Genomic DNA, 12,828 nt, shown 5'->3' on the forward strand with positions numbered 1-12,828 from the left:
CCCCGGCGCCGCGGTTGTGCTTCGGAAAGGGAGTGGCTTACTGGGCCGACTTCAGGGTACCGGCCGGCAGCACGTTGCCGACAGCGCCCTTCTGCACGCGGATGCGCACGTTGTCAGCCACTTCAATGGTGATGAAGTTGTCGCCGATGTCGGTGACGATGCCGGCGATGCCGCCGTTGGTCAGCACTTCATCGCCACGCTTGATCTTCTCCAGCATGGCCTTGTGCTCCTTCTGCCGCTTCATCTGCGGGCGGATCATCAGGAAGTACATGATGGCGATCAGGATGATCGGGAACAGCAGCGTGGTCAGGCCCATGCCCTGCGGTTGGCCGCCGGCGGCCTGGGCGTGGGCGGCGGGAATCAGGAAAGCAAGCAGGTTCATCGTTGGTCCTTTGGTTGGGCGGCGCTCCCGTCCCTTCAGGGGCGGGGGTGTCGACCGCGGATCTGGGTCAGCCTTGAAGTATGCCACGGCCCCGGGCGTTCGTCCTTGGACCGTTTGGCAGGGGGCGTCCGGGTTAGAGGGGCGGGGCCACCGCCCCGCGTGCCGCGTAGAAAGACTCACGGAAGGCCAGGAAGGTTCCCGCCTCGATGGCCGCACGGATGTCGGCCATGAGCTTTTCGTAATAGAACAGGTTGTGCAGGGTGCCCAGCATCGGCGCCAGCATCTCGTTGCAGCGGTCCAGGTGGCGCAGGTAGGAACGGGTATAGCCACCGGTGCAGGCCACGCAGCCGCAGCCCGGCTCGATCGGGTCCATGTCGCGCGCGTACTGGGAATTACGGATGCGGACGGTGCCGAACGAGGTGAAATAATGGCCGTTGCGCGCATTGCGGGTCGGCATCACGCAGTCGAACATGTCCACGCCACGTGCGACACCCTCGACCAGGTCCTCCGGCCGTCCCACGCCCATCAGGTAGCGCGGGCGGTCACCCGGCAGCTCCGGGTCCAGGTGGTCCAGCATGGCGTTGCGCTCGTGCTCCGGCTCGCCCACGGCCAGGCCGCCGATGGCATACCCGTCGAAGCCGATCGCCTGCAGGGCCTCGGCCGAGCGGCTGCGCAGGTCGGTGTGCACGCCCCCTTGGACGATGCCGAACAGGGCCGCATCGTTGCCCAGCTCGTCATGCGCGTTGCGGCTGCGCTGGGCCCAGCGCAGGCTCAGCTCCATCGAGCGGCGCGCCACATCCTCGGTGGCCGGATAAGGGGTGCACTCGTCGAAGATCATCACCACGTCCGAATCGAGCACCTTCTGGATCTTCATGCTCTCTTCCGGGCCCAGGAACACGCGGGCACCATCGGTGGGCGAGGCGAAGGTCACGCCCTGCTCGGTGATCTTGCGGCGGTGGGCCAGCGAGAACACCTGGAAACCACCCGAATCGGTCAGGATCGGGCCATCCCAGCGGCAGAAGCCGTGCAGGCCGCCGTGGTCGGCGATGATGTCCAGGCCCGGGCGCAGGTACAGGTGGAAGGTGTTGCCGAGGATGATCTCGGCGCCCAGCGCCCGCACCTGGTCCGGCAGGATGCCCTTGACCGAGCCATAGGTCCCCACCGGCATGAAGGCCGGCGTTTCCACCGTGCCACGCGGGAAGGTCAGGCGGCCACGGCGGGCACGGCCATCGCGGGTCTGGAGCTGGAACTGCAATCGGGACATGGAGCGGTCATTCGGGCAAATAGTTGCCCATTGTCTCCCAAAACCGCCCTCCCTGCTCCGGTAGCGCCGGGCCACGCCCGGCGGAGCGGTTTGCCCGGGATGGCTGGGGCTACCGGATTCATCACGCATGGTGTGGATCTACCTGGGCAGTAGAGCCACGCCATGCGTGGCTTTCCTGGTCTCCAGGCACCTGCAAGTGCGCACCAACGGTGCGCACCCACCACAAGCAGGCAGAGGTCAGCGCCCTACCCCCGCCTGCGGGAACAGCAGCATCGCGTCGCCGTAGCTGAAGAAGCGGTAGCGCTGCTCGATCGCGTGCCGGTAGGCCTCGAACACCCGCTCCTTGCCGGCAAACGCGGAAATCATCATCAGCAGGGTGCTTTCCGGCAGGTGGAAGTTGGTCACCATCGCGTCGACGCTGCGGATGCGGTAGCCCGGGGTGATGAAGATCTGCGTTTCACCGGCAAACGGCAGCAGCTCGCCATCGCGCATCGCACTTTCCAGCGCACGCACCACGGTGGTGCCGACGCCGATCACCCGGCCGCCGGCGGCGCGCGTGCGCCGCACCTGCTGCACCAGTTCGGCGCCGACGTTCAGCCACTCGCGGTGCATCACGTGGTCCTTCAGGTCATCGGCGCGCACCGGCTGGAAGGTGCCCGCCCCCACGTGCAGGGTGACGTGGCCGAAGTCCACGCCCTTCTCCTTCAGCGCGGCCAGCAGCGGTTCGTCGAAATGCAGGCCGGCGGTCGGTGCCGCCACCGCGCCCACTTCGCGCGCGAACACGGTCTGGTAGCGCTCGCGATCGTCCACGCCCGGCTCACGCTGGATGTACGGCGGCAGCGGCAGGCGGCCGGCGTGCAGCAGCCACTGCTCCAGCGACTCAGGCACGTGGAACTGCAGCACGTAGAACTCGCCGTCGCGACCCAGCACCTCGGCCTCCCCACCGGCATCCAGCGCAATGCGGCTGCCGGCCTTCGGCGACTTGCTGGCGCCGACCTGGGCACGGGCCTGCTGGCCACCGAGCAGGCGCTCGATCAGGATCTCCACGCGGCCGCCGCTGGCCTTCTGCCCGAACAGGCGCGCCGGGATCACGCGGGTGTCGTTGAACACCAGCAGGTCGCCCGGCTGCAGCAGGGACGGCAGGTCGCGCACCTGCAGATCGGTGAAGGCCGCAGGTGCGGCCGGCACCAGCATCAGGCGGCTGGCGGAACGTTCGGCCAAGGGAGCCTGCGCGATCAGTTCAGCCGGCAGGTCGTAGTGGAAATCGGACTTCTTCAAGGCAGTGGGCGGCAACAGGTCGACAATGGCGCGCATTGTACGTCCAGCGTCTGCGAGCCGGCGCGCTTCGCGGCGAACGTCGCGCAAAATGCTGCTATGCAGCAGGTTTCTGCGGGGTTATCGCGCAAAAAAACAAGTGCTAGCATCGAGTTGGAAGTCCGCTGCACGAGCCTGCCCCCAAGCGCGCGTGATGACGCGCGTTTTGCATTTGAAGGCCCGTGCGACCCATCGTTTCAGGAGATCTGCAATGAGCTTCATCGAACGCCTCGCCCCCCTGCGCGCCCAGCCCGGCACCCGCCTCACCTCCGGCCTGGACGACGCCACGCTGACCGCCCTGTCCGCCAACCACCCGCAGCTGATCGCCGCGGTGGACGCCGCCGCCGAGGAATTCGCGCGCGTGCAGGCCGACCTGGGGCCGCTGCTGGCGCAGGACGAACAGGCGCAGATCGACGCGATGCAGGATGGTTTCGTCAACTTCTACGCCGATGACGCGGTGACCCCGTACGTGGCACTGGCTGCGCGCGGCCCGTGGGTGGTCACCCTGAAGGGCGCCGTGCTGTACGACGCTGGCGGCTACGGCATGCTCGGCTTCGGGCACACCCCGGACGCCGTGTTGGAGGCAATGGCCCGCCCGCAGGTGATGGCCAACATCATGACCCCCAGCCTGTCGCAGCAGCGCTTCATCACCGCCCTGCGCGCCGAGATCGGCCATCGCCGTGGCGGCTGCCCATTCGCCCGTTTCATGTGCCTGAATTCCGGCTCCGAAGCGGTCGGCCTGGCCGCGCGCATCGCCGACGTCAACGCCAAGCTGCAGACCGACCCGGGTGCGCGCCACGCTGGCGCTGCGATCAAGCGCGTGGTGGTCAAGGGCAGCTTCCATGGCCGTACCGACCGCCCTGCCCTGTATTCCGATTCCAGCCGCAAGAGCTACATGCAGCACTTGGCCAGCTACCGTGGCGAGGATTCGGTGATCACCGTGGCGCCGTACGATGAGGCCGGCCTGCGCAAGGTGTTCGAGGACGCCGCACGCAACCAGTGGTTCATCGAGGCGGTGTTCCTGGAGCCGGTGATGGGCGAAGGCGACCCGGGCCGCTCGGTGCCGCCGTCGTTCTACGCCGTGGCCCGCGAACTGACCCGTGCGCATGGCAGCCTGCTGCTGCTCGACTCGATCCAGGCCGGCCTGCGCGCGCATGGCGTGCTCTCGGTGGTCGATTACCCGGGCTTCGAAGGCTTGGACCCGCCGGACATGGAAACCTATTCGAAGGCGCTGAACGCCGCGCAGTACCCGCTGTCGGTGCTGGCGGTGACCGAGCATGCCGCGCAGCTGTACCGCAAGGGCATCTACGGCAACACCATGACCAGCAACCCGCGTGCGCTGGACGTGGCCTGCGCCACGCTGGCCCAGCTGACCCCACAGGTGCGCGCCAACATCGCCGAACGTGGCGCCGAAGCCGTACGCAAGCTGGAGCAGCTGAAGAACGAGCTGGGCGGCCTGATCACCAAGGTGCAGGGTACCGGCCTGCTGTTCTCCTGCGAGCTGGCGCCGCAGTTCAAGTGCTACGGCGCCAATTCCACCGAAGAATGGCTGCGCCAGCACGGCATCAACGTGATCCACGGGGGCGAGAACTCGCTGCGCTTCACCCCGCACTTCGGCATGGACAGCGAGGAGCTGGACCTGCTGGTGGGGATGGTCGGCCGCGCCCTGCGTGAAGGCCCGCGCCGCGAACAGGCCGCTGCCGCGTAAGCCTGCTTGGCGTTTGTAGAGTCGAGCCATGCTCGACTCGGCCTTTGCCGCGATATGAACGAAGAGCAGCCGAGCATGGCTCGGCTCTACAGAAGGGCTCATAATCCAAGGACACCCCGTCCCCGACCGCCCTGCGGTTGGCGACGGGGCGTTTTCGTTTCCGGCCAAGAGACAGGAAGATCCATGAAATCGATCTGTGTGTACTGTGGTTCCAACGCTGGCAGCAAGCCGGCCTACACCGAACGCGCCATTGCCCTGGGCGACCGCATTGCCCGCGACGGCCTGCGCCTGGTGTATGGCGGCGGCAACGTCGGCCTGATGGGAACCGTGGCCAATGCCGTGCTCGCCGCTGGCGGCGAGGTGACCGGCGTGATCCCGCGCCAGCTGGCCGACTGGGAAGTGGCCCACCGCGGCCTGACCGAACTGGAGATCGTCGGTTCGATGCATGAGCGCAAGTCGCGCATGTTCGATCTTGCTGACGGCTTCGTCGCCCTGCCCGGCGGCTTCGGCACCATGGAAGAGATCTTTGAAATGCTGACCTGGCGCCAGCTGGGCATCGGCAACAAGCCGTGCGCCTTCCTCGATGTGGAAGGTTTCTACGCCCCGCTGATCGGCATGATCGATCGCATGGTGGAAGAGCGCTTCCTGCACCCGGACCAGCGCCAGGACCTGTGGTACGGCTCGGACATCGAAGCGATGCTGGAGTGGATGCAGAACTACCAGCCGGCCCAGGCCTCGAAGTGGATCGACGAGAAGCGTCGCGCTGCCCTGCGTTGATGCAGCCGCACGCGGTGGGCTCAGGCCGCCGCGTGCGACCACGGGGCGGGCCGCCCCAACAGGTAGCCCTGGCCGTAGTCGCAACCCAGTTCGCGCAGGGTCTGCCGCTGCGCCTCGGTCTCGATTCCTTCGCCGATGGTTTCGATGCCCAGCGTGCGCGCCAGCGACAGCACGCCCTCGACCAGCGCGCGCGTGCTCTGCACTTCCGGCCCATGCAGGCCAGCGATGAAACTCTGGTCGATCTTCAACGTGCTGATCGGGAAACGGTGCAGGTAGGACAGCGCGGAGAAGCCCGTACCGAAATCGTCCAGCTGCACCTGGATGCCGCGCTCGCGCAGCCCCTGCAGGATGCGCAGGGTGTGCGGGGCATCATCCAGCAGCGCCACCTCGGTTATTTCCAGCCGCAGCCGCTGCGGATCGGCCCCGTATGCGTCCAGCAGGCCGAACAGGCGGCCGCTGAACTCCGCAGAGCGGAAATGCCGCGGTGATACGTTGACCGATACATAGCTGTGCCCGCCTTCGGCGAGGCCAATGATCACCTGTTCGTAGATCAGCCAGTCGACCTGCTCGATCAGGCCGCTTTCCTCGCCCAGCTCCAGGAACGCGCCGGGCAGCAGCAGGCCACGGCGCTCATGCTGCCAGCGCAGCAGCGCCTCGTGGCCGACCACTTCACCGTCGGACAAGCGCACGATCGGCTGGTAGAACGGTACGAAATCGCGGTTGTTGATCGCACGGCGCAGGTCGGCTTCCAGGTCCAGGCTGCGCATGGCTTCTTCGCGCATGTCCTCGTCGAAAATCGCACAGCGGTCATGGCCCTGCGCCTTGGCCCGGTACATGGCCGCATCCGCATCGCGCAGCAGCTCTTCTCCGGTGCGGTAGCGCGGATTCCACAGGGCAATGCCCAGGCTGCCGGACGGAAACAGTTCGCGCCCGGCGATCCACATCGATTCCTGCAACGCCAGCAGCAGCCGCTGGCCGAAATCCAGTGCCTGGGCCAGACCTTGCGGGCATTGCAGCAGCACCGCGAATTCATCACCGCCCAGCCGTGCCACCACGTCGTCGGCGCCGGCCATCGATACGATGCGCTTGGCCACTTCCTCCAGCATGCGGTCGCCGGCGGCATGCCCGATGCTGTCGTTGACCAGCTTGAAGCGATCCAGATCGAGGAACAGTACGGCGAACACCGGGCCACCCTCACGCCTGGCCAGCACCAGCGCATCCTGCAGTCGATCCAGCAGGTGCAGGCGATTGGGCAGGCCGGTCAGCGCATCGTGCATGGCCTGATGGGTGAGCCGCTGCTCGGCCCGCAGCCGCTCGCCGATCTGCCCGAGCAGCTTTTCGTTGACCTCGGCCAGCTCGCGGGTACGTTCTTCCACGCGCTTTTCCAGTTCGGCATGCGCCGAACGCAGCCGCTGCTGGTCGCGTTGACGGGCCAGGCCGGTACCGATGTTCTGGGCGACGAAGGTCAGCAGGCGCTGGTCGTGAACGCTGAACGTGCTGTTTTCGCTGTAGCTCTGCACCACGATCGCGCCGACCACTTCGTCGTCGCGCAGCAGCGGCACGCCCAGCCAGCAGTGCGAACGTGCACCGGATTCACGCACCTCGCCACTGGCCAGCAGCGCATCGATCTGCGCGCGCGAGGCCAGCAGCGGGCGCCGGTTGCGCACCACGTATTCGGTCAGGCCCCGGCTGAAGGGCCGTGGCGCGCGGCTGGCATTGTGCTCGTCCACCGAATACACGAAATCCAGGCCGTTGCCGGCCGGGTTGACCAGGGCGATGTAGAAATTGCGCGCGTCGAGCAGGCGCCCGACCACGCCGTGCACCTGCCCGTAGAACTGAGCCAGGCTGTCGGCCGACATCGCCATTTCGGCGATGTTGTACAGGGCGGTCTGCAGCTGTTCGGCACGACGACGCTCGGCTACCTCGTCCTGCAGGCTGTGGTTGGCCCGCTGCAGTTCCTGGGTGCGCCGCGCCACCTGCTGTTCCAACCGGACCTGCGCCTGGCGCCGATCCATCGCGGTCTGCACGTGCTGGGCGACGAAGCCCAGCAGTGCGCGCTCGGCCTCGCCGTAGCGGGCGGCCTGTTCATAGCTCTGAACCACGATGGCCCCGCAGACGCGGCCGTCGCGCAGCATCGGCACGCCCAGCCAGTCCAGGCTTTCGGGACCGCGCTGCGGGTCATGCTCCTGTTCCATCACCTGCCCCAGCAGTTTGCGCGAAGGGCCACTGAGCGGCTTGCCATGGCGCAGCAGCGCCACGGTCAGGCTGCGCGGCATCTCGCTGGCGTCATGGCTCTGCGTGGGATCGGCGACGAAGTCATCGACCTGATCGGCAAAGTACAGGAACAGGATCTGGTCGCGCACATCGTCGTATTCCACGATGTAGCAGTTCTCGGCATACATCAGCGTGCCGAGCACGCCATGCACGTGGCGCAGCATCTCGGGCATTTCCAGGTCGGCACCGGCCAGATCGGCAATCTGGAACAGGGCCTGCTGCAGCCGCTCGGCCTCTTCCAGTGCCTTGATCTGGCCGGCTTGGCGGCCGCGCTGCAGCGCCAGCTCCATCGCCTGCCGGGCAACCCCCCACCATGCAGGCGAAGGCGCCGCCCCGGCTACCGACAACAGCAACCGCGCACCGTCGTATTCCCAGCCATGCTGACCCTCGCCGATTCCCGGCTCCGCGGCCACCTGGCCGGCAACTGCTGGCGACGGCCAGCCGCCCTGGCCACGACCGAGCTGCGGGTCGTCCCAGCCAACGCGAACCACGGCCGTTTCCGGCAAAAGCGCATGCAACGCGCGCACCAGCGCCGTGCTCAGCACGGCCTCGTGTGGTGACTCTTCCGCCGGTTCAGCATGCGTGGACAAATGACAATCTCTTGGCGCCGTCTGTGCGTCGCCTCCCCTGAGCCGCCGAGCATAGCGCGCCACCCGGGGGGCAATGGAAGCCCGTAAACCCCGAATCGTGCACCCGTACGTTTTTCCTGCTGTCCGTAGCCCCATCCGAGCCATGACCCTCGCCCTGCCCGCCCCCGCCACCGGCTATGCGCCATCGCCCGCAGGCCTTACCCTGTACGCCGTGGAAGCCAGCGCACTGCCAACCGATGAAGCCTTGATGCTGGCCTGGGCCGGTGGCGACCTGCGCGCCTTCGAAAGCCTGTATGCGCGCCACCGCAAGCGCCTGTTCGGCTTCCTGCTGCGGCAACTGCGCGACAACGCGCTGGCCGAGGAGATCTTCCAGGACGTCTGGCAGCGGGTGATCAGCGCCCGCGCCGGCTGGCAGCCCGAGGCCGCGTTCAGCACCTGGCTGTTCCGCATCGCCCACAACCGCCTGAATGACCATTGGCGTGCCGCCCGTCATCGCCCCGCCGCGCCGGCCGACGCCGACCTGCGCCTGGCCGCGATCGAGGATGGGCAGACCCCGGAAGGCGAGCTATCCGAATTCGAACAACGTCGCCGCATCCAGCTGGCGATGGAACAACTGCCACCGGAGCAGCGCGAAGTGCTGCAGCTGCGGCTGGATCAGGAACTGAGCCTGGAGGAGATCGGCCAGATCACCGGCGTAGGCCGGGAAACCGTGAAATCGCGGCTGCGCTATGCGATGGACAAGCTGCGTGCGGGATTGAACGCATGAACCGAGACGAACCACTGACGCCGGAAGAACGCGAGCTGTCCCGGCTGCTCGGCCGTCGCGCCGAGCAGGCACCGCCGGCCGCGCTGGACGCCGCCATCCTGGCCGCGGCCCGCGCTGCCGTGGACACTCCGCCTGCCGATGCAGTGGCCTCTCCGGAGGCGCCGCGCACGCAGCGCACACGCCCGCGTTGGCCGGCCGTGTTCGGCATCGCCGCCTCGATGGTGTTCGCCATCGGCATCGCCTGGCAGCTGCGTCCGGAACCGCCGCCGATTCCGGCCGGTGAGGCGGCCGTGGCTGCGGCACCGGCTGCGGCAGAAGACAGCGCGGCTGCCGACCAGGCCGCTGGCAACCGCGCAGCCGACAGCGCGGTGGTGGCAGCGGATCCTGCTACTGCGCCCGCAGCACCCGAGGCGGCCCCCGTTGCCGCCGCCCCGGCACCGGCCATCGCGCGGGCGTCCAAGCCCGTTCCGGCCGAACCCGATGAAGCGTCGGCCCAGGCAGCACGATCGATGGCTGCGGATGCGGCCGCCGATGTCTCCTTTGCGGCCCTCCCGCCCGCACCGGCAGCGGCGCCGCCTGCGCCACCTGCGCCACCGGCACCCGCCGCCTACCCGGCACCCACACCGGCACCGGCCCTCGCGCCGGCAGCGTCCGGGGCACTGAAAGCACGCGCGGCCAGCGCACCGGCCGCCAATGCAGCCGAGGTCGAGCGGGCGCAGGCGCTGGATCGGGTGGAGATCACCTCGATGAAGCGTGAGGCTCCCAGCCGTTCCGCACCGGGCATCATGCGCCGCGGCAGCGATGCGCGCCTGAGCGCGGATGCCGTGCAGGCCGAAGTGGACGCCGACGCACGACTGCCGCGCCGGCAGTGGCTGCAGAAAATCCGCACACGACGCGACGACGGCCAGCGCGATCTGGCCCGTGCCAGCCTGGAGCGCTACATGCAGCAGTACCCGGAAGCGCGCCTGCCGCGCGACCTGCGGCCGCTGCTGGACGATTGAAGCGGACGGGAACACCCGGCAACCCCGTAGAATGACGGGAATGCTCGATACCCTCGCCCAGCCGGTCAGCCACACGCTGGAAGTCAAACACAGCCGTTTCATCACCCAGGCCGCGCCCATCGACGGCGCCGCAGCGGCCATGGCGTTCCTGCAGCAGGTCGCGGTGACCGATGCCACCCACAACTGCTGGGCCTACCGGCACGGCCAGGACTATCGTTCCAGCGACGATGGCGAGCCGGCCGGCACGGCTGGACGTCCGATCCTTGCGGCGATCGACGGGCAGGGCTTCGACCGGGTGATGGTGGTGGTGACGCGCTGGTTCGGCGGCATCAAACTCGGCGCCGGTGGCCTGGTACGCGCCTACGGTGGCGCCGCCGCCGAGTGCCTGCGTACCGCCCCGCGCCTGCCGCTGGTGGCGCTGGCCCGGTTGCAGCTGCTGGCTGGCTTTGAGGACCTCGGCACCCTGCACGCCACCCTGCCCGCCTTCAGCGCGGAAAAGCGCGATGAACAGTTCGATGCCAACGGTGTGTGCCTGCGGATCGAACTGCCTGCCGATCAGGTCGACGCATTGAAAATCCGCCTGCGCGACGCCACCCGTGACCGTATCCGCATAGAAGACGACCAGGATGACTGACAAGGACGACGCCCCCGCTTCGACCCCGCCGCTGCGGCGCCTCGGCAGCCTGCGCACGCTGTGGCCATTCGTACGCCGCCACAGCGGGCTGTTCACCGCCTGGCTGCTGGCCCTGGCGGTGTCTTCGGCCGCCACGCTGAGCCTGCCTCCGGCGGTGAAGCAGATGATCGATCATGGTTTCAGCAGCGGCGGCCAGATCAACCGTGCGTTCGCCCTGCTGATGCTGGTGGCGGTAGTGATGGCGTTGGGCACGGCCGCGCGCTTCTACTTCGTGTCGCTGCTTGGCGAGAAAGTCGTGGCCGACCTGCGCAGCCAGCTGTATGCCCACCTGATCCAGCTGGGCGCCGGCTTCCACGACCGCAGCCGCAGCGGAGAGCTGGTCTCGCGCCTGACTGCGGACACCGAACTGCTGCGCAGCGTGGTCGGCTCGACCATGTCGGTAGCTCTGCGCAGCACGGTCACGGTCATCGGCAGCCTGGCGATGCTGTTTGTGACCAGTCCCCGGCTGGCGGCGTGGTCGCTGCTTGGCATCCCACTGGCGGTGCTGCCGATCATCATCGGCGCACGCAAGCTGCGCACCGTCGCACGCAACAGCCAGGACCGCATCGCCGACGCCAACAGCCTGGCCAGTGAGACACTGGGAGCGGTGCGCACGGTACAGGCACATGCGCGCGAAGCCTATGAACGCGGACGCTTTGACAAGGCACTCGGTGATGCCATCGGTGCCGCTCGGCGCCGCATCGGCGCGCAGTCGCTGGTCACCGCCAGCGCCATCCTGCTCGTGTTCGGCGCCATCGTCGGCGTGTTGTGGCTGGGCGCGCACGATGTCATCGACGGCCGCCTCAGCGCCGGCACGCTGGGTCAGTTCGTGCTGTATGCATTGATCGGCGGCGGTTCGGTGGGCGCGCTGGCCGAAGTATGGAATGAGCTGCAGCGTGCCGCCGGCGGCATGGGCCGCATCGGCGAGCTGCTGCAGGAAGACATCGAGATCCGCGCGCCGGCCCAGCCGCACGCGCTGCCGCAACCGCTGCGTGGCGAGATACGATTCGACGACGTGGTGTTCCACTACCCGCAGCGACCAGACCAGGCCGCACTGGACCACTTCAACCTGCATGTGCGCCCCGGCGAGACCGTAGCGCTGGTGGGTCCGTCAGGGGCGGGCAAGAGCACGGTGCTTTCGATGCTGCTGCGCTTCCATGACCCAGCCAGCGGCCGCATCGACGTGGACGGCATCGACGTGCGCCAGGTCGACCCGGCCGAGCTGCGCGCGCAGCTGGCGCTGGTGCCGCAGCAGCCGACGCTGTTCGCGGCCAGTGCACGCGACAACATCCGCTATGGCCGCCTGCAGGCCAGCGACGCGGAAGTCGAGGATGCCGCGCGTGCCGCCGAGGCCGATGCTTTCCTGCGCGCGTTGCCGCAGGGCTATGACAGCGAGCTGGGTGAGCGCGGTGCCCGTCTTTCCGGTGGCCAGCAGCAGCGTGTGGCGATTGCCCGCGCGCTGCTGAAGGATGCGCCGATCCTGCTGCTGGATGAGGCCACCAGCGCGCTGGATGCACAGAGCGAACACAGCGTGCAGCAGGCATTGGAACGGTTGATGGCGGGTCGCACCACGCTGGTCATCGCCCACCGCTTGGCCACCGTGCTCAAGGCCGACCGCATCGTGGTGATGGACCAGGGCCGCATCGTCGCCGAGGGCACGCATGCACAGCTGCTGGCCGAAGACGGACTGTACGCTGAACTGGCACGCCTGCAGTTCATCGATTGATGACGTCCGGCTAACATCCGCGCGGCCAAGCTGGCCGCGCAACAGCAGCATCCGCTGAAGGAGGTGCACGATGTCGTTCCGTCAGTTCCCCGCCGTCGACAGCAACGGCGAAAGCCACATCATCATCGAGTTCAAGCCCGAAGCGAGTGGCAGCGGGCACCACTCCGAAGCTACGCCACGCTATGAGCTGGATGACGGGCGCCAGCTGGTGCGCAACGGCCGCGAATTCACGACAAGCGGCGGTGAGCTGAGGCTGACGATCTGAGGTTCGCCGGGCATGGCCCGGCGCTACCGGATTTCATTCCGCCCCGCTCTGGTGGGTGCCGACCTTGGTCGACATGCTTTTTGCCAAA

At 67.9% G+C, this 12,828-nt stretch carries 11 protein-coding genes; 7 read left to right on the top strand and 4 right to left on the bottom strand.

The genetic code is table 11. The features are described from left to right. Nucleotides 1–37 precede the first annotated feature (37 nt). From yajC to queA, 3 genes are all read right to left on the bottom strand, one after another. Nucleotides 38–382, bottom strand: coding sequence for a preprotein translocase subunit YajC (gene yajC, locus R5H29_RS05135; protein WP_006434333.1), 345 nt, complete (start codon nucleotides 380–382; stop codon nucleotides 38–40). A gap of 133 nt (nucleotides 383–515) precedes the next feature. Beyond that, nucleotides 516–1,646, bottom strand: a complete 1,131-nt coding sequence (gene tgt / locus R5H29_RS05140) for a tRNA guanosine(34) transglycosylase Tgt (RefSeq protein ID WP_029379947.1) — start codon at nucleotides 1,644–1,646, stop codon at nucleotides 516–518. A 237-nt stretch (nucleotides 1,647–1,883) separates the two neighbouring features. After that, nucleotides 1,884–2,960 (bottom strand): tRNA preQ1(34) S-adenosylmethionine ribosyltransferase-isomerase QueA, encoded by a 1,077-nt coding sequence (gene queA / locus R5H29_RS05145; protein WP_111104032.1) that lies wholly within the window; start codon nucleotides 2,958–2,960, stop codon nucleotides 1,884–1,886. Between the two features lie 211 nt (nucleotides 2,961–3,171). On the opposite strand from queA, the gene R5H29_RS05150 reads away from it, so the two are divergent. Together R5H29_RS05150 and R5H29_RS05155 are read left to right on the top strand one after the other, a co-directional pair. Then, complete coding sequence (locus R5H29_RS05150) at nucleotides 3,172–4,668, top strand: aminotransferase class III-fold pyridoxal phosphate-dependent enzyme (RefSeq protein WP_019661257.1); 1,497 nt, start codon at nucleotides 3,172–3,174, stop codon at nucleotides 4,666–4,668. 183 nt (nucleotides 4,669–4,851) lie between these two features. Further along, complete coding sequence (locus R5H29_RS05155) at nucleotides 4,852–5,445, top strand: TIGR00730 family Rossman fold protein (RefSeq protein WP_019661256.1); 594 nt, start codon at nucleotides 4,852–4,854, stop codon at nucleotides 5,443–5,445. Nucleotides 5,446–5,465: 20 nt separating this feature from the next. Here R5H29_RS05155 and R5H29_RS05160 read toward each other — a convergent pair whose 3' ends face one another. Beyond that, complete coding sequence (locus tag R5H29_RS05160; protein WP_332328868.1) at nucleotides 5,466–8,309, bottom strand: EAL domain-containing protein; 2,844 nt, start codon at nucleotides 8,307–8,309, stop codon at nucleotides 5,466–5,468. Nucleotides 8,310–8,556: 247 nt separating this feature from the next. Here R5H29_RS05160 and R5H29_RS05165 point away from each other — a divergent pair, with 247 nt between their 5' ends. From R5H29_RS05165 to R5H29_RS05185, 5 genes are all read left to right on the top strand, one after another. Continuing rightward, nucleotides 8,557–9,075: an RNA polymerase sigma factor gene (locus R5H29_RS05165; protein WP_229301621.1), complete on the top strand. Its 519-nt coding sequence runs from the start codon at nucleotides 8,557–8,559 to the stop codon at nucleotides 9,073–9,075. Then, complete coding sequence (locus tag R5H29_RS05170) at nucleotides 9,072–10,076, top strand: hypothetical protein (RefSeq protein WP_164145498.1); 1,005 nt, start codon at nucleotides 9,072–9,074, stop codon at nucleotides 10,074–10,076. Before R5H29_RS05165 ends, R5H29_RS05170 begins: the two co-directional genes overlap by 4 nt. Before the next feature lie 40 nt (nucleotides 10,077–10,116). Continuing rightward, on the top strand, nucleotides 10,117–10,710 hold the full coding sequence (locus R5H29_RS05175) for a YigZ family protein (RefSeq protein WP_058981751.1): 594 nt from the start codon (nucleotides 10,117–10,119) through the stop codon (nucleotides 10,708–10,710). Beyond that, nucleotides 10,703–12,475, top strand: a complete 1,773-nt coding sequence (locus R5H29_RS05180; RefSeq protein ID WP_053442854.1) for an ABC transporter transmembrane domain-containing protein — start codon at nucleotides 10,703–10,705, stop codon at nucleotides 12,473–12,475. Before R5H29_RS05175 ends, R5H29_RS05180 begins: the two co-directional genes overlap by 8 nt. Before the next feature lie 70 nt (nucleotides 12,476–12,545). Beyond that, nucleotides 12,546–12,740 (top strand): hypothetical protein, encoded by a 195-nt coding sequence (locus R5H29_RS05185; RefSeq protein ID WP_019661251.1) that lies wholly within the window; start codon nucleotides 12,546–12,548, stop codon nucleotides 12,738–12,740. Nucleotides 12,741–12,828 lie beyond the last annotated feature (88 nt).

The organism is Stenotrophomonas sp. A3_2 (assembly GCF_036624925.1).
Classification (GTDB): Bacteria; Pseudomonadota; Gammaproteobacteria; order Xanthomonadales; family Xanthomonadaceae; genus Stenotrophomonas; species Stenotrophomonas hibiscicola.

What these genes read in the sequence shown, in the direction of transcription:
- yajC (WP_006434333.1), bottom strand. Translation starts at nt 382, where the DNA reads ATGAACCTGCTTGCTTTCCTGATTCCCGCCGCCCACGCCCAGGCCGCC.
- tgt (WP_029379947.1), bottom strand. Translation starts at nt 1,646, where the DNA reads ATGTCCCGATTGCAGTTCCAGCTCCAGACCCGCGATGGCCGTGCCCGC.
- queA (WP_111104032.1), bottom strand. Translation starts at nt 2,960, where the DNA reads ATGCGCGCCATTGTCGACCTGTTGCCGCCCACTGCCTTGAAGAAGTCC.
- R5H29_RS05150 (WP_019661257.1), top strand. Translation starts at nt 3,172, where the DNA reads ATGAGCTTCATCGAACGCCTCGCCCCCCTGCGCGCCCAGCCCGGCACC.
- R5H29_RS05155 (WP_019661256.1), top strand. Translation starts at nt 4,852, where the DNA reads ATGAAATCGATCTGTGTGTACTGTGGTTCCAACGCTGGCAGCAAGCCG.
- R5H29_RS05165 (WP_229301621.1), top strand. Translation starts at nt 8,557, where the DNA reads ATGCTGGCCTGGGCCGGTGGCGACCTGCGCGCCTTCGAAAGCCTGTAT.
- R5H29_RS05170 (WP_164145498.1), top strand. Translation starts at nt 9,072, where the DNA reads ATGAACCGAGACGAACCACTGACGCCGGAAGAACGCGAGCTGTCCCGG.
- R5H29_RS05175 (WP_058981751.1), top strand. Translation starts at nt 10,117, where the DNA reads ATGCTCGATACCCTCGCCCAGCCGGTCAGCCACACGCTGGAAGTCAAA.
- R5H29_RS05180 (WP_053442854.1), top strand. Translation starts at nt 10,703, where the DNA reads ATGACTGACAAGGACGACGCCCCCGCTTCGACCCCGCCGCTGCGGCGC.
- R5H29_RS05185 (WP_019661251.1), top strand. Translation starts at nt 12,546, where the DNA reads ATGTCGTTCCGTCAGTTCCCCGCCGTCGACAGCAACGGCGAAAGCCAC.